A 16596-nucleotide genomic window follows, 5' to 3' on the forward strand; every position below is an offset into this window, starting at 1 on the left:
GCCCCGTGGTTTTTTGTTTTTTTCGTGTTGAATGGCAAGATTTAAATGGAAAGCACTAACAAACTTAAACGTGGATTGAGCACGCGCCACATCCGCTTTATGGCGCTGGGCTCTGCTATCGGCACCGGTCTTTTTTATGGCTCGGCAGATGCCATCAAAATGGCCGGTCCCAGCGTTCTGCTGGCGTACATCATCGGCGGCGTGGCGGCGTATATCATCATGCGCGCCCTCGGCGAAATGTCGGTTCACAACCCGTCCGCCAGCTCCTTCTCCCGCTACGCGCAGGAAAACCTCGGCCCGCTGGCCGGGTTTATCACCGGCTGGACCTACTGCTTTGAAATCCTGATTGTGGCGATTGCCGACGTGACGGCGTTTGGCATCTATATGGGCGTCTGGTTCCCGGCGGTGCCGCACTGGATTTGGGTGCTGAGCGTGGTGCTGATCATTTGCGCCGTCAACCTGATGAGCGTGAAGGTGTTCGGCGAGCTCGAATTCTGGTTCTCCTTCTTCAAGGTCGCCACCATCATCATCATGATCGTGGCCGGTTTCGGCATCATCATCTGGGGAATCGGCAACGGCGGGCAGCCGACCGGTATTCACAACCTCTGGAGCAACGGTGGCTTCTTCAGCAACGGCTGGCTCGGGATGGTCATGTCGCTGCAGATGGTGATGTTCGCCTACGGCGGCATCGAGATTATCGGTATTACCGCCGGTGAAGCGAAAGATCCGGAGAAATCAATTCCGCGCGCCATCAACTCGGTGCCGATGCGTATTCTGGTGTTCTACGTGGGCACGCTGTTCGTGATTATGTCCATCTACCCGTGGAATCAGGTCGGCACCAACGGTAGCCCGTTTGTTCTGACCTTCCAGCATATGGGAATTGCCTTTGCGGCCAGCATTCTGAACTTTGTGGTGCTCACCGCGTCACTCTCCGCGATCAACAGTGACGTCTTTGGCGTGGGCCGTATGCTGCACGGCATGGCGGAGCAGGGCAGTGCGCCGAAGGTGTTCGCCAAAACCTCACGCCGCGGCACGCCGTGGGTAACCGTTGTGGTGATGACCGTAGCGCTGCTGTTCTCGGTTTACCTGAACTACATCATGCCGGAGAACGTCTTCCTGGTGATCGCATCGCTGGCGACCTTCGCGACGGTGTGGGTGTGGATTATGATCCTGCTGTCGCAGATTGCGTTCCGCCGTCGTCTGTCGCCGGATGAGGCGAAAGCGCTGAAGTTCAAAGTACCGGGCGGCGTTGCGACGACCGTCGTCGGGCTGATCTTCCTGGTGTTTATCATTGCCCTGATTGGCTACCATCCGGATACCCGCATTTCCCTGTACGTGGGCTGCGCGTGGATCGTCCTGCTGCTGGTGGGCTGGATGTTTAAATGCCGCCGTGACCGTCAGCTGGCGGAAGCGCAGTAATATCCTTTTCCCCTCTCCCCTTGGGAGAGGGAATTTTGCCTCATCCTCCTTTCTCCTCCCCCAATAATCCCGAACGTGATGAGCTATCCTTAACCACCCTGTGGCAAGGTGACGTCAATTTCATCAGAGGGGATTCGTGATGTTAAACGCCTGGCACCTTCCGGTTGCCCCATTTGTTAAGCAAAACAAAGACAACCTTGTGATTACGCTCTGGCTGGCGGGGGAAAATCAGCCTGAACGCGTGACGCTCCGCGCCGAAATAGATAACGAAGAGACCGGCCTGAAAATGCACAAGCTGCGCAGCCAGCCGCAGCCGGGGATCACGGCGTGGCGGGCGAATATCGACCTGAATAGCGGGCAGCCGCGCCGCCGTTACAGTTTTAAGCTTTTGTGGAATAACCGCCAGCTGTGGTTTACCCCGCAGGGGGTTAGCCGTTTCCCGCCCGCACGGCTGGAGCAGTTTGCGGTCGATTACCCGGATAACGGCCCGCAGTGGGTTAACGATCAGGTGTTTTACCAGATTTTCCCGGACCGTTTTGCGCGCAGCGAAAAACGCACCGCCGACCAGGATAAGATCTATCACCACCATGCGGCGGGCCACGACATTATCCTGAAAGCGTGGGACGAGCCGTTAACCGCGCAGGCGGGTGGATCCACTTTTTACGGCGGCGATCTCGACGGCATCAGCGAAAAGCTGCCGTACCTGAAAAAGCTCGGCGTGACGGCGCTGTATCTCAACCCGGTGTTTAAAGCCCCGAGCGTGCACAAATACGATACCGAAGATTATCGCCACGTTGACGAACAGTTTGGCGGTGACGAGGCGCTGCTGCGCCTGCGAAAGAACACTCAAAACGAAGGCATGCGCCTGATTCTGGATGGCGTGTTCAACCACAGTGGAGATTCGCACGCCTGGTTTGACCGCCATAACCAGTCGATGGGCGGGGCGTGTCATAACCCGGAATCGCCGCAGCGCGACTGGTACAGCTTTAACGAGGAGGGCCGCGCGCTGGACTGGCTGGGCTACGCGAGCCTGCCGAAGCTGGATTTCCAGTCGCCAACGCTCGTGAATGAAATCTACGGCGGCGAAGACAGCATCGTCCGTCACTGGCTGAAGGCGCCGTGGAATATGGACGGCTGGCGGCTGGACGTGGTGCATATGCTCGGTGAAGCCGGCGGGGCGCGGAATAACCTTCAGCACGTCGCCGGGATTACGCGCTCGGCGAAAGCGGCCCAGCCGGAGGCGTTCGTCTTTGGCGAGCACTTTGGCGACGCGCGCCAGTGGCTGCAGAACGATGCGGAAGATGCGGCGATGAACTATCGCGGCTTTACCTTACCGCTGTGGGGATTCCTCGCTAACACCGACATCTCCTACGATCCGAATCATATCGACGCTGAAACCTGCATGGCGTGGATGGAGAACTATCGCGCCGGTCTGTCCCATCAGCAGCAGCTGCGGATGTTCAACCAGCTCGATAGCCACGATACCGCCCGCTTTAAATCCCTGCTTGGCAAGGATGTGGCGCGTCTGCCGCTGGCGGTGACCTGGCTCTTCACCTGGCCGGGCGTGCCGTGCATCTATTATGGAGACGAAGTGGGGCTGGACGGCAACAACGATCCGTTCTGCCGTAAAACCTTCCCGTGGGAGCCAGAGAAGCAGGACAAGGTGCTGTTCAGCCTGTATCAGCGGCTGGCGAAGCTGCGTAAGCAGAGTCTCGCCCTGCGCTACGGCGGCTGCCAGGTGGTATACGCCCACGATAACGTGGTGGTGTTTGCTCGCGTCTATAACCAGCAGCGCGTGCTGGTGGCGATTAACCGGGGCGAGGCCTGCGAAGTGGTGCTGGATGATTCACCGCTGCTAAAGGTGGCTGCGTGGAAGAATAAAGAGGGCAAGGCGACGATACAGGACGGCGTGCTGGCGCTGCCTGCGGTATCCGCGACGATCTGGTTCGGCAGTTAAGACCTGTTAATGTTTCCACCTTTTAAGATGGCGCAAATGCAACTATTTGTGTCAATCTTAACGGATCGTTTACGGTGAAGGTGGAAACATGGACGAGCTTTACATCCTTGGCTGTTTGTTCCTGGTTTTTGCGCTGGTGGTTGCGCCCGTGCTTGCGGTTATCGGCTTTAACCGAAGTACGGCGGCGCGACAGGAGATCGCCCGGCTACGCCAGCGCATTGAGGCGCTTGAGCAGCGCGACGTACCTGAAAGCGCGCCGGAGCCCGTGCAGCCTACCGCGCCAGTGGTTGAAGATGCTCCCGCGCCTGTCGACCCCTGGCGTTCCGATACTCCCGCAGCCGTGGCAGAACCCGCTCCGGCCCCGACGCCTGCGGCAAAACAGCCTTCTGCCTTTGGCGGCATCCTGACGTCGCTGGTGCGCTGGTTTATGCAGGGTAATCCGCTGGCGAAGCTTGGGATCCTGCTGCTCTTCCTCGGTCTTTCATTCCTGCTGCGCTATACCGTGGAACATTCCCTGTTCCCGCTTGAGCTACGCCTCGTGGCAACGGCGCTCTTTGCCATCGTGCTTCTGGCGGTCGGGTGGCGGCTGCGGCATAAGCAGCGTGTCTATGCGCTGATCCTCCAGGGCGGGGCGACCGGCGTGCTCTACCTGACGGTGTTTGGCGCATTCCGGCTCTGGCAAATGCTGCCGATGACGCTGGCCTTTGCGCTGCTGGTGGTGATTTGCGCGGCGAGCGTTGGGCTGGCGGTGCTGCAGAAGGCGCTGAGCCTGGCCATGCTGGCGAGCCTCGGCGGGTATCTTGCGCCGCTGCTGTTGTCCACCGGGGGCGGCAGCTTTGTGGCGCTGTTCTCATTCTATCTCCTGCTTTCCATCGGGATTCTCGCTATCAGCATCTGGCAGCACTGGCGCGAGCTGAACCTGCTCGGGCTGCTGTTTACGTTCGGCGTGGGCGGCCTGTGGGGGCTGAATGACTACCAGCCTGAAGACTATTGGATCTGCCAACTGTTCCTGATTGCCAATACGCTGATATTTGGCGTCCTGAGCGTGGCGCTGTCGCTGCGGGCGCAGGAGAAAGGGAAGCAGATTATCGACGGCGTGCTGCTGTTTGCCCCGCCGCTGATCGGTTTCGGGATGCAGTACGGCATGACCCGGCACTGGGAGTATGGCCCGGCCCTGAGCGCGCTGGGATACGGCGCATTTTATCTTACCCTCGCGTTCCTTGCGCTGCGGCGCTATCCCTCCATCGGACGACCGCTGGTCATGGCGGCGCTGGCCATCGGCGGCGGATTTGCCACGCTCGCCATTCCGCTGGCGCTGTCGGCGCGCTGGACGGCGATGGCCTGGGCGCTGGAAGGGCTGGGTATCCTCTGGCTGGGCGTACAGCAGCACCAGCGTCGCATGTGCTATAGCGGGACGGCGCTGCTGGTGCTGGCGCTCGGCAGCGCGCTGTGGGCGCAGACGAACGGCGTTACGTCCCTCAGCCTGCTGCTGATCTTCACCATCCTCAGCCTTTGCTGGCTGGCTGCGGCCTGGCTGTGGCGGACTCTCTTTCTGCCGGTCAGCCGGGCGCTGCTGGCAGGTGGGCTGCTGTTCTGGCTCGTGGCGCTATTGGGCGCGTCACAGCTGGCACTGACGAAGGAATTACCGATTCTGGCGGGCGTGCTGGCGCTGACGGCGGCGTCGGTCTGGGGCTGGCGGCAGGTGGCTGCTCGTCTGGCGTGGCGGGAGCTGGATGCCAGCAAATGGCTGCTGTGGCCGGTTATGCTGCTGATGGTGGGTTATCAGCTCTGGCACCAGCAGATCGTTGCCGCCGGCTGGTCAAATCTCGCCTGGTGCGTTGCGCTTCCTGCCGCGCTGATGCTGCTGCGGCGCGACGGTGAAAGACTCCTGCCGCGCATCGCGATGGGGCTGCATTTGTCGCTGTTCTGGATGATTTTGCTGGCGCTGGCCGCGGAGCTTTACTGGTTTGCCCGTTCATTGCCGTGGGGCATGGCGGCCTGGGGCAGCGGACTGGCGATGGCAGCAGGCGGCGGGGTGATTATGGGGCTCTCTGCAGCCGTACGGCGTCGGGGGTGGCCGTTCCGGGAGTGGCCTGCGCTCTACGCCTGCCTGGCACCTATCCCCGCGGTTGTGGCGCTGCTGGTACTGCTGGTGGTGACCAATTTCCAGGACGGCGTGGTCTATCGTCAGACCTGGCTGCCGCTGATAAACCCGCTTGAGGAAGGCGCAGCGTTCGCATTGCTGGGGCTGGTGGTCTTTTATCGGGCGGTGGATCGCTACTACCCGGCGTGGCTCTTGCAGGCCCGCCCGTGGCCTGCCGTCGCGATGATGGCGTTTGGCTTCTGGTGGCTTAACGGTGCGCTGATGCGCGCCCTGGCCTGGTACGGCGACGTGGCCTGGAATATGGCATCGCTGTGGGATTCGCGGCTTATCCAGACCAGTTTTGCCCTGTTCTGGATGCTGAGCGCGCTGGTGGTCATGATCCATGCCACCCGTCGGGCTTCCCGGCAGGAGTGGCTCTGCGGTGCCGCGCTGCTGGGCGTGGTGATGGTTAAACTGATGCTGGTGGACAGCGCGGGCGGAGGCGGTTTGTCGCGCGCGGTGGCGTTTATCGGCGTGGCGATACTGGTTCTGATCGTGGGGTATTTCTCCCCGCTGCCGCCCAAAACAGGAGATGAAAAATGAAATGGATGAAAGCGGTAGCCTGTACCGCGCTGCTGGCGTTTTCCGGCCCGGCGTTCTGCGACGAGGGACAAACGGAATCGCCCCGGGACTATGCTTTTGGTCTTTCACTGGATACGTCTGTTCCTTCCCAGTGGTATCGGGTGATGCTGCCGCTCGCCGTCTATGAGCAAAGCACGTCGCCGGATCTGCATGATGTCCGCGTCTTTAACCAGTCGGGCGAGGCGGTTCCCTTCAGCCTGGTCAGCGCGACGCGTCCGCAGGTGCCAGCGCAATCCACCGCACTGCGCCTCTTCCCGCTGGACGCCTCGCCGCTTGCGGCTTCTCGAGGATCCGGTGATAGCGATAAGATCCTGCTTCGTTCCGGAAGCGGCGTTGAGATTGTGCTGGAGGGGCAAAAAGCCGCCGCAGCCGGGCAACATTATCTGCTGACCCTGCCGGAACAGGCGACGGGCGAGATCGCTATATCCCAGCTGCAGCTGCTCTGGAATACCCCGCAGACGCCGTGGCAGGGAACGGCGTCGGTCTATTACAGCGAGGATCTTAAGCGCTGGTATACCCTGCGCGAGGATATGCCATTGCTGGACGTCGTCAGCGGTCAGGATCGTCTTAAGCTCGATCGGATCGATACCGATACCGTTTTATCTCCCGATGCGAATCGCTATCTCATGGTGGTGCTGAATGCGCAGAGCCAGGGGCTAACCTTGACCGGCGTAAACGCAATCAGCGCACCTGCGCAGGCAGCCCCGGAAGCGGTCGACCTTGAGGGCGAAGTGGAGCAGCTATCGACAAGCGAAGCGCAGTGGCACTGGGCGCGCCCGCAGCCGCTGAGTGCTGTCAGCCTCTCACTGAATGGCGATGGCGTCCTTCCCGTGGAGATCGCGTGGCGGAGTACGGAAAAAGACGCATGGCACCCGCTTAAAAAAGAGGTTCTTTACCGTCTTGAGGGAAAAACGTCGCCACCGGTTTCGCTTAACGGGGGCCTGGTGCAGGCTGTGAAAATCACGACGCTGAATGCGCGTCTGCCAGAATATCTGCCGGGCGTCACGGGACATCGCGACCGCTATGACCTGGTGTTCAACGCGCAGGGGAAAGCGCCGTACGTGCTCGCCTGGGGCAACGGCGCCGCGAAGCCTGCCAGCGTGGAGCCCGGCATGCTGATCCCGGCCGACCTGCGCAAGACCTATGATATGGCGAACCTGCCGCAGGCCGACATTCTGGATGATGTCGCGTTAGGCGGCCAGGAGCGTCTGACCGCTACCTCTGCGGCAGAGCGGGAGAGCAGGATGAACACGCTGCTGGTATGGGGCGTGCTGATTGCGGGGGTGATTCTGCTGGCGGGCATGGCCTGGCGTATCTGGCGAGAGACGCAGCGTAAGGCATAAAAAAAGGCCCGCATAAGCGGGCCTTTTTCGTAAACCGTGCCGATTACAGGCTGGATACGTTCTCAGACAGGTATTTAGCCACGCCGTCTGGAGACGCGTTCATGCCTTCTTTACCTTTTTCCCACTGAGCCGGGCACACTTCGCCGTGCTCTTCGTGGAACTGCAGCGCGTCAACCATGCGCAGCATTTCGTCGATGTTACGACCCAGCGGCAGATCGTTCACAACCTGGTGACGAACGATGCCGTTTGCGTCGATCAGGAAGGAACCACGCAGCGCAACGCCAGCGTCCGGATGTTCGATACCGTAAGCCTGCTGGATTTCGCGTTTGATGTCCGCAACCATTGCGTATTTCACCGCACCGATGCCGCCTTTGTCGACAGGGGTGTTACGCCATGCGTTGTGTACAAATTCAGAGTCGAAGGAGACGCCAACAACTTCCACGCCACGCTTCTGGAATTCTTCATAACGTTTGTCGAAGGCAATCAGCTCAGACGGGCAAACGAAAGTGAAGTCCATTGGCCAGAAGAACAGAACGGTCGCTTTACCGTTGGTGTGCTGTTTGAAGTTGAAGTTTTCAACGATTTCACCGTTGCCCAGAACTGCTGCAGCTGTAAAATCCGGAGCCGGACGAGTTACCAGAACCATATGATTCTCCTGTAGATACTAAGGTTATTTGGAACGCAACGCGAGCCAGTATAGAGAGTGTTCATGGATAAGACAAAGAGGTGGTGACAATCGTTCCGCCAGCTTTTACCTATCAATGTGAATTCTGTCAGAGCTGTTTGTTTTTCGCCTGCACCATCATCCGCGGGTAAAACTGCCAGAAACGCGCTTCCAGGGCATCGTAATGTTCATCCAGGTCATACCAGGAATCCCGCAGCGCATCCAGTCGCGGGCGGCGGCTCGCCATCCCGTTCAGCACGTTCTGGATGAAATCCATCTCGCGATAGCGCTCCAGCCAGCGTTCCGACCATAAATAGTTATTCAGATTCACAAAGCGCGGCGGCGAGTCGGGCAGAATGATCGACACCTGCTGGTGGGCATAGCGCACAAACGCCGGCAAGGGCATCTCCGGCGACAGCTGTTCCCAGTGGCGCGACAGAAAGTGATCCCACATCACGTCGAGCGTGATCGGCGCAACGCGGCGCGTTTCAGGGCGAAACCACGCTTTGGCTTCCGTCACTTCCGGCAGCTTATCCGTCAGCACGTCGATGCGGCGGTGCATGAAAATCCCGTCGACAACCTCCGGGGAATAGTCCTCAGCGGGGTTGCCGCGTACGAAATCGGCCAGCAAATTGCCGGACAGGGAGCTGTCAGCGAGGTGAGCGAGATGCAGGTGAGCGAGAAAATTCATGCGTTTTATTTGTCCGGGGGCGGCTAGTTGTTGCAGCAAAAGGGTGTGAGCACTAGACTATGCCGCCTGTTTTTAAGTCACGAGTATACGTCATGCGCGTCGCCGATTTCTCCTTTGAACTACCTGAATCCCTGATTGCTCACTATCCCATGCCTGAGCGCAGCAGCTGTCGCTTACTGTCACTGGATGGGCCAACGGGCGAGCTGACGCACGGTACTTTCACCGATTTGCTCGACAAGCTCAACCCTGGCGATCTGCTGGTCTTTAACAATACCCGCGTGATCCCGGCGCGCCTGTTTGGCCGTAAAGCCAGCGGCGGCAAGATTGAAGTGCTGGTCGAACGTATGCTCGATGATAAACGTATTCTGGCACATATTCGCGCGTCTAAGGCGCCGAAGCCGGGCGCTGAACTGCTGCTGGGCGATGATGAGAGCATCAAAGCGACCATGACCGCGCGCCACGATGCGCTGTTTGAGGTGGCGTTCGATGACGAACGCACGGTGCTCGATATCCTGAACGCCATCGGCCACATGCCGCTGCCGCCGTATATTGAGCGTCCGGACGAAGAGGCCGACCGCGAGCTGTACCAGACCGTCTACAGCCAGAAGCCTGGCGCCGTCGCTGCGCCGACCGCGGGCCTGCATTTTGATGAGCCGCTGCTGGAGAAACTGCGCGCGAAGGGCGTGGAGATGGCGTTCGTGACGCTGCACGTCGGCGCGGGAACCTTCCAGCCGGTGCGCGTGGACAGCATTGAAGATCACATCATGCACTCTGAGTATGCCGAAGTGCCTCAGGATGTGGTGGACGCGGTGCTGGCGGCGAAAGCGCGCGGTAGCCGCGTCGTGGCGGTCGGTACAACGTCCGTGCGCTCACTCGAGAGCGCCGCGCAGGCGGCGAAGCGCAATCTTATCGAGCCGTTCTTTGGCGACACACAGATCTTTATCTATCCGGGCTATCAGTACAAAGTGATTGACGCGCTGGTGACCAACTTCCATCTGCCTGAATCAACGCTGATTATGCTGGTGTCGGCATTTGCCGGTTATCAGAACACGATGGCGGCCTACAAGTCTGCGGTAGAACAAAAATATCGCTTTTTTAGCTACGGGGACGCGATGTTTATCACGTACAATCCGCTGGCTTTGAATGAGCGTGTCGGGGAATAAGTCCGCGGCACCGTTTTACAACGTTGGACTGTTTTTCTGACGTCGGAGAAAAAATGAAATTTGAACTCGATACCACCGATGGCCGAGCGCGTCGCGGTCGCCTGGTGTTTGATCGCGGCGTGGTGGAAACCCCCGCGTTTATGCCTGTGGGCACGTACGGCACCGTCAAAGGGATGACGCCGGAAGAAGTAGAAGCCACTGGCGCACAGATTATCCTCGGCAACACCTTCCACCTGTGGCTGCGTCCGGGTCAGGAGATCATGAAGCTCCACGGCGACCTGCACGATTTCATGCAGTGGAAGGGCCCAATCCTGACCGACTCCGGCGGCTTCCAGGTCTTCAGCCTGGGCGATATCCGCAAGATCACCGAGCAGGGCGTACACTTCCGTAACCCGATCAACGGCGATCCGATTTTCCTCGATCCCGAAAAATCGATGGAGATTCAGTACGATCTCGGCTCTGACATCGTGATGATCTTCGACGAATGTACGCCGTATCCGGCCGACTGGGATTACGCAAAACGCTCCATGGAGATGTCTCTGCGCTGGGCGAAGCGTAGCCGTGACCGTTTTGACTCCCTGCAGAACAAAAATGCGCTGTTCGGCATTATCCAGGGCAGCGTTTACGAAGATTTACGCGATATCTCTGTTAAAGGTCTGGTAGAGATAGGTTTTGATGGCTACGCTGTCGGCGGTTTGGCTGTGGGTGAGCCGAAGGAAGACATGCACCGCATTCTGGAGCATGTCTGCCCGCAAATCCCGGCGGATAAACCACGATACCTGATGGGCGTGGGTAAACCAGAAGATCTGGTTGAAGGCGTACGCCGCGGCATTGATATGTTCGACTGCGTCATGCCAACCCGCAACGCGCGTAACGGCCATTTGTTCGTTACCGATGGCGTGGTGAAAATCCGTAACGCGAAGCATAAGAGTGACACCAGCCCGCTCGATTCCGAGTGCGATTGCTATACCTGTCGCAATTATTCTCGCGCGTATCTGCATCATCTCGATCGTTGCAACGAGATTTTGGGCGCGCGTCTCAATACCATTCATAATCTTCGTTATTATCAGCGCTTAATGGCTGGTTTACGTAAGGCTATCGAAGAGGGTAAATTAGAGAGCTTCGTGACCGATTTCTACCAACGTCAGGGGCGGGATGTTCCACCGTTGAACGTTGATTAATTTTAATAATGAGGGAATTTGAATGAGCTTTTTTATTTCTGATGCGGTAGCGGCAACAGGTGCTCCAGCGCAGGGCAGCCCGATGTCTCTGATTCTGATGCTGGTTGTGTTCGGTCTGATCTTCTACTTCATGATCCTGCGTCCACAGCAGAAGCGCACCAAAGAGCACAAAAACCTGATGAACTCCATTGCCAAAGGCGATGAAGTACTGACTAACGGTGGTCTGGTGGGTCGCGTAACCAAAGTGGCTGAAAACGGCTACATTGCTATCGCCCTGAACGACACCACTGAAGTGGTCATCAAACGTGACTTCGTAGCTGCCGTTCTGCCGAAAGGCACCATGAAGGCGCTGTAATCCCAACTTTTCCCAAAGGGAACTGCCGTGTTAAACCGTTATCCTTTGTGGAAGTACATCATGCTGGTCGTCGTGATTCTCGTCGGCCTGCTGTACGCGCTTCCCAACCTGTATGGTGAGGATCCGGCTGTTCAAATCACTGGCGCGCGCGGTGTCGCCGCCAGTGAGCAAACGCTGATCCAGGTCCAGAAAACGTTACAAGAAGAAAAAATTACCGCTAAGTCTGTGGCTCTGGAAGAGGGGGCAATTCTTGCTCGCTTCGACACCACCGACACGCAGCTCCGCGCTCGCGAAGCGCTGATGGGCGTGCTGGGTGACAAATACGTCGTGGCGCTTAACCTTGCCCCTGCAACCCCGCGTTGGCTGGCTGCGATGAAAGCAGAGCCAATGAAACTCGGTCTTGACCTGCGTGGCGGCGTTCACTTCCTGATGGAAGTGGATATGGATACCGCGCTCGGCAAGCTGCAGGAACAGAATATCGACAGCCTGCGCAGCGATCTGCGTGATAAAGGCATCGCTTACACCACCGTGCGTAAAGAAGATAACTACGGCATGAGCATCACGTTCCGCGACAGTGCGGCGCGCGATCAGGCTGTAGATTACCTGACCCAACGTCACCGTGACCTGGTAATCACCTCTCAGGGCAGCAACCAGCTGCGCGCGGTGATGACCGATGCGCGTCTGAAAGAAGCGCGTGAATATGCCGTTCAGCAGAACATCAACATTCTGCGTAACCGTGTAAACCAGCTGGGCGTGGCTGAGCCGCTGGTACAGCGTCAGGGTGCTGACCGTATCGTGGTTGAATTGCCGGGTATCCAGGATACCGCGCGTGCGAAAGAGATTCTGGGTGCGACCGCAACCCTGGAATTCCGTCTGGTGAACTCCAACGTCGATCAGTCCGCTGCTGCCGCAGGGCGTATTCCGGGTGACTCCGAAGTGAAACAGACTCGCGAAGGTCAGCCAGTTGTGCTGTACAAACGCGTGATTCTGACCGGTGACCACATCACCGACTCCACGTCGAGCCAGGACGAATACAACCAGCCGCAGGTTAACATCTCGCTGGATAGCGCGGGTGGTAACATCATGTCTAACTTCACCAAGGACAACATCGGCAAACCGATGGCGACCCTGTTCGTGGAGTACAAAGACAGCGGCAAGAAAGATGCAAACGGTCGTGCGGTACTGGTGAAAGAGGAAGAGGTGATTAACATCGCCAACATCCAGTCTCGTCTGGGTAACAGCTTCCGTATTACCGGTATCAACAACCCGAACGAAGCGCGTCAGCTCTCCCTGCTGCTGCGTGCCGGTGCGCTGATTGCGCCAATTCAGATTGTTGAAGAACGTACCATTGGTCCAACTCTGGGTATGCAAAACATCCAGCAGGGTCTGGAAGCGTGTCTGGCCGGTCTGGTGGTCTCAATCCTCTTCATGATCTTCTTCTACAAGAAGTTTGGTCTGATTGCGACCTCCGCGCTGATCGCCAACCTGGTGCTGATCATCGGCATTATGTCCCTGCTGCCGGGGGCGACGCTGACCATGCCGGGCATTGCGGGTATCGTTCTTACCCTTGCGGTGGCGGTCGACGCCAACGTACTGATTAACGAACGTATCAAAGAAGAGTTGAGCAACGGTCGCTCTGTTCAGCAGGCGATTGACGAAGGCTATAAAGGCGCGTTCAGCTCCATCTTCGATGCGAACGTAACAACACTGATTAAGGTTCTTATCCTGTATGCAGTGGGTACTGGCGCGATCAAAGGCTTTGCGATTACAACCGGTATCGGTGTCGCAACGTCAATGTTTACCGCTATTGTCGGCACCCGTGCCATCGTGAACCTGCTGTACGGCGGCAAGCGCGTCAAAAAGCTGTCTATCTGAGGAGTGCGTTGTGGCACAGGAATATACTGTTGAACAATTGAACCACGGCCGTAAAGTCTGGGACTTTATGCGCTGGGACTACTGGGCCTTCGGCATTTCAGGTTTCCTGCTGATTCTGTCCATCGGCATTATGAGCGTGAAAGGCTTTAACTGGGGTCTGGATTTCACCGGCGGTACGGTCATCGAGATCTCCCTGGAAAAGCCGGTCGATATGGACCAGATGCGTTTGTCTCTGCAGAAAGCGGGCTTTGAAGAGCCGCTGCTGCAGAACTTCGGCAGCAGCCGCGACATCATGGTGCGTATGCCGCCGGTGCACGATGCCAACGGCAGCCAGGAGCTGGGCAGCAAGGTTGTTACCGTGATTAACGAAACAACCAGCCAGAACGCGGCGGTCAAGCGTATTGAGTTCGTCGGCCCAAGCGTGGGTGCTGACCTGGCGCAGACCGGTGCGATGGCGCTGCTGGTAGCGCTGATCTCCATCCTGGTGTACGTCGGTTTCCGCTTTGAGTGGCGACTGGCGGCCGGTGTGGTTATCGCTCTGGCGCACGACGTGGTGATCACCATGGGCATACTGTCGTTGTTCCACATTGAGATTGACCTGACGATTGTGGCATCCCTGATGTCCGTTATCGGTTACTCACTGAACGACAGTATCGTGGTATCTGACCGTATCCGTGAAAACTTCCGTAAGATCCGTCGCGGTACGCCGTACGAAATCTTTAACGTGTCGTTGACCCAGACGCTGCACCGTACCTTGATCACATCCGGTACCACTTTGATGGTGATCCTGATGCTGTTCCTCTTCGGTGGTCCGGTACTGGAAGGCTTCTCGCTGACCATGCTGATTGGTGTCACCATCGGTACGGCGTCGTCTATCTACGTCGCATCCGCTCTGGCACTGAAACTCGGCATGAAGCGCGAGCACCTGCTCCAGCAGAAAGTCGAGAAAGAAGGGGCGGATCAGCCGTCCATTCTGCCGTAAGGCGACGTTTAGCGCGTTATCGAAATCCCGGTCTGTTGACCGGGATTTTTTTTATCTGCTCCTGACAAACACTCCTGACAGTATGCTGTCAGGAGCCCTGTCGTAGACTCCTTCTGAACCCAAACAACAGGCAGGAGGATGTATGAAAAGCGTCATTAACTGGTTTGAAATTCCGGTCGCGGATATGGATCGCGCCATCAAATTTTATGAGCCGGTGATGCAGCTCGCGCTGCGTCGCGAGAAAATGGACTGTGCGGAGCTGGCCGTTTTCCCGCATGAGGATCCGTATACCGGCGGGGCGCTGGCAAAATTTGACGGCGTTACACCGTCTTTGCAGGGCGCTATTATCTACCTGCATACTGACAATCTGGCGGCCACGCTCGATCGCATCGCCTCTGCGGGCGGCGAGTGCGTGTTTGGCCCGCTGGAACTGCCGCATGGCATTGGCACTATCGCATTGTTTACCGACAGCGAGGGTAACCGCGTCGGCCTCCATCAACCTGCCTGAGAGCGGAATAAGATATGACCCGACGCGCTGACCGTTTGTTTCAGATTGTGCAGATCCTGCGGGGCAGGCGTCTGACAACGGCAGCGCATCTGGCGGACCGGCTTGGCGTGTCCGAGCGCACGGTCTACCGCGATATCCGCGATCTGTCGCTTTCCGGCGTGCCGGTGGAAGGTGAGGCGGGGAGCGGATATCGGCTGATGTCGGGTTTTGACCTGCCGCCGCTGATGCTGACAAATAAGGAGTCAGAGGCGTTGATCGTCGCGATTCGCCTGCTCAAAACCTGGGGAGGGGAATCGCTTTCGCGCGAGCTGGAGTCGGCTCAGGAGAAGGTGCTGGCTATCCTGCCCGAGGAGAGTCGTCGAAAGGCGGAGCAGACGCGGATCTACGCCCCGGATTTTTGCATGCAAAGCCACTCCCGCAGCGATTTTGACAGGATCCATCAGGCGATTTCCGCCCAGCGCGTGCTGGCGCTGCATTACCGTGATGAGGCCGGGCAGCTCTCTAAACGCGAGGTCCAGCCGCTGGGCTTGTTCTTCTGGGGGGAGCGCTGGCTGCTGGCGGCGTGGTGCGAACGGCGCGACGACTATCGCTGTTTCCGGCTCGACCGCTGTCTCAATATTGTGCAGACGGAGAGGCGGTTTAGCGAGAGTGCGGACAGGTCTCTGGCGGATTTTTTGCGGAAGGTTAAGCAGTAAAAAGCCAGCTCTTGAGCTGGTTTTTTTTACCCGGCGGCGAGGTAAAAGCAAAACGGCAACGTATGTTGCCGTTTTTTGTGTTTGTTCCCTCTCCCGTGGCAGAGGGTCAGGATGAGGGCATCAGCCCGCACAGTCCCGAACAGGTTAGAAGTTATAACCTACAACCAGGTAGCCACCCCAACCGGTAGAACGGACGTTTTCGTTCATCCATACCAGTTTCGCATCGTCGTTCCACTGACCGCCGTTGTGCCAGTAACGCGCAACAACAGAGTAGTGCCAGTGATCGTAGTTCAGCGCCAGGATGTGGCTGGAGGCGATGGAATTGTTGGTACGCTGCTTGATACCGTTCTCTGCGTAACCGCTCTTATCGCCCAGCTCTGAACCCCAGTCGAAGTTGGTGAAGCCGATATAGCTCAGGTTACCGCCCCACAGCTGAGTGATTGGCACAAAGTATTTCACTTTGAAACGGTAGCCATCCCACTCATTCTGGTTTTCGGCACCGTAGTTCTGCCACTGGTATTTCGCGTACACGTTCAGGGACAGGCTCATTGGCAGGCCGGTGTCAACGTCGGTACCCAGACCCATATACCAGGTGCTCTGACGACCGGACTCGTTGCGGCCCATGTCGTAGATATAGTTGTTCGCGAAGTACCACTCTTTGAACGGGCCGAAGCTCAGGTCTGTGCCGGTCAGCTTGTCGATGGAGAAGCGCGGTTCGATCTCCATGAACAGTGGAGAACCGTGGTTCCAGATACCTTTAGCCTGCGAGTTACCGCCGAAGAAGACCGGTGCATCCATATAGCCGTAGAAATCAAACCAGTCTTTCTTGGCGAATGCTTCGTACTCCAGGTAGGTATCGTTGCGGATCTGAGGTCCGAAACGCGTGTGGTAGCTGCCGACCACGTTAACGCTCTGGTGCCACCAGTCGGAGAGGTATTGTGGTTTATCGTTTTCCGCTGCGTTAACAGTGAAAGAGGAAGAAAGTGCCAGCACGGCGCCGGCTGCGAGTAATGTTTTTTTCATAATCATGCCACTGAT

General features: G+C 57.9%; 14 protein-coding genes. 11 read left to right on the plus strand and 3 right to left on the minus strand.

Translation table 11 applies throughout. The features are described 5' to 3' along the window. Positions 1-45 precede the first annotated feature (45 nt). The 4 genes from proY (at position 46) to UR289_RS00480 (ending at position 7444) form a co-directional block, all read left to right on the plus strand. Positions 46-1419 carry a proline-specific permease ProY gene (gene proY / locus UR289_RS00465; RefSeq protein ID WP_033144753.1) on the plus strand — a complete coding sequence of 458 codons (1374 nt, stop codon included), beginning with the start codon at positions 46-48 and terminating at the stop codon, positions 1417-1419. 139 nt (positions 1420-1558) lie between these two features. Beyond that, positions 1559-3376 (plus strand): maltodextrin glucosidase, encoded by a 1818-nt coding sequence (malZ, locus tag UR289_RS00470; RefSeq protein ID WP_033144754.1) that lies wholly within the window; start codon positions 1559-1561, stop codon positions 3374-3376. 88 nt (positions 3377-3464) lie between these two features. Continuing rightward, positions 3465-6062 carry a DUF2339 domain-containing protein gene (locus UR289_RS00475; RefSeq protein ID WP_320708966.1) on the plus strand — a complete coding sequence of 866 codons (2598 nt, stop codon included), beginning with the start codon at positions 3465-3467 and terminating at the stop codon, positions 6060-6062. After that, on the plus strand, positions 6059-7444 hold the full coding sequence (locus UR289_RS00480) for a DUF3999 domain-containing protein (protein ID WP_320708967.1): 1386 nt from the start codon (positions 6059-6061) through the stop codon (positions 7442-7444). Before UR289_RS00475 ends, UR289_RS00480 begins: the two co-directional genes overlap by 4 nt. Before the next feature lie 43 nt (positions 7445-7487). Here the strand turns inward: UR289_RS00480 and UR289_RS00485 are convergent, their stop codons facing one another. Together UR289_RS00485 and acpH are read right to left on the minus strand one after the other, a co-directional pair. Continuing rightward, on the minus strand, positions 7488-8090 hold the full coding sequence (locus UR289_RS00485; protein WP_014168840.1) for a peroxiredoxin: 603 nt from the start codon (positions 8088-8090) through the stop codon (positions 7488-7490). Positions 8091-8217: 127 nt separating this feature from the next. Beyond that, a complete protein-coding gene (gene acpH, locus UR289_RS00490; protein ID WP_029741678.1) occupies positions 8218-8799 on the minus strand; it encodes an ACP phosphodiesterase in 582 nt (193 codons plus the stop codon). Between the two features lie 92 nt (positions 8800-8891). Between acpH and queA the strand changes: the two genes are divergently transcribed. The 7 genes from queA to UR289_RS00525 all read left to right on the plus strand — a co-directional run bounded on the left by queA (position 8892) and on the right by UR289_RS00525 (position 15558). After that, positions 8892-9962 carry a tRNA preQ1(34) S-adenosylmethionine ribosyltransferase-isomerase QueA gene (queA, locus tag UR289_RS00495; RefSeq protein WP_039263914.1) on the plus strand — a complete coding sequence of 357 codons (1071 nt, stop codon included), beginning with the start codon at positions 8892-8894 and terminating at the stop codon, positions 9960-9962. A 53-nt stretch (positions 9963-10015) separates the two neighbouring features. After that, positions 10016-11143, plus strand: a complete 1128-nt coding sequence (tgt, locus tag UR289_RS00500; protein ID WP_003859110.1) for a tRNA guanosine(34) transglycosylase Tgt — start codon at positions 10016-10018, stop codon at positions 11141-11143. A gap of 22 nt (positions 11144-11165) precedes the next feature. Beyond that, positions 11166-11498 carry a preprotein translocase subunit YajC gene (yajC, locus tag UR289_RS00505; protein ID WP_003859109.1) on the plus strand — a complete coding sequence of 111 codons (333 nt, stop codon included), beginning with the start codon at positions 11166-11168 and terminating at the stop codon, positions 11496-11498. Between the two features lie 27 nt (positions 11499-11525). After that, positions 11526-13373, plus strand: a complete 1848-nt coding sequence (gene secD / locus UR289_RS00510; RefSeq protein ID WP_071884810.1) for a protein translocase subunit SecD — start codon at positions 11526-11528, stop codon at positions 13371-13373. A 10-nt stretch (positions 13374-13383) separates the two neighbouring features. Beyond that, positions 13384-14355, plus strand: a complete 972-nt coding sequence (gene secF, locus UR289_RS00515) for a protein translocase subunit SecF (protein ID WP_320708968.1) — start codon at positions 13384-13386, stop codon at positions 14353-14355. A 142-nt stretch (positions 14356-14497) separates the two neighbouring features. Further along, the gene (locus UR289_RS00520) at positions 14498-14863 is read left to right on the plus strand and encodes a VOC family protein (RefSeq protein ID WP_033144761.1); all 366 of its coding nucleotides are present in this window, start codon (positions 14498-14500) and stop codon (positions 14861-14863) included. Between the two features lie 14 nt (positions 14864-14877). After that, entirely contained in the window at positions 14878-15558 is a 681-nt protein-coding gene (locus tag UR289_RS00525; RefSeq protein WP_039263922.1) for a helix-turn-helix transcriptional regulator, read from the plus strand. Positions 15559-15702: 144 nt separating this feature from the next. Here UR289_RS00525 and UR289_RS00530 read toward each other — a convergent pair whose 3' ends face one another. Continuing rightward, positions 15703-16581, minus strand: a complete 879-nt coding sequence (locus UR289_RS00530) for a nucleoside-specific channel-forming protein Tsx (protein WP_039264090.1) — start codon at positions 16579-16581, stop codon at positions 15703-15705. Positions 16582-16596: the final 15 nt, after the last annotated feature.

Source organism: Enterobacter sp. 302C9, assembly GCF_034106085.1.
Taxonomy (GTDB): Bacteria; Pseudomonadota; Gammaproteobacteria; order Enterobacterales; family Enterobacteriaceae; genus Enterobacter; species Enterobacter asburiae_B.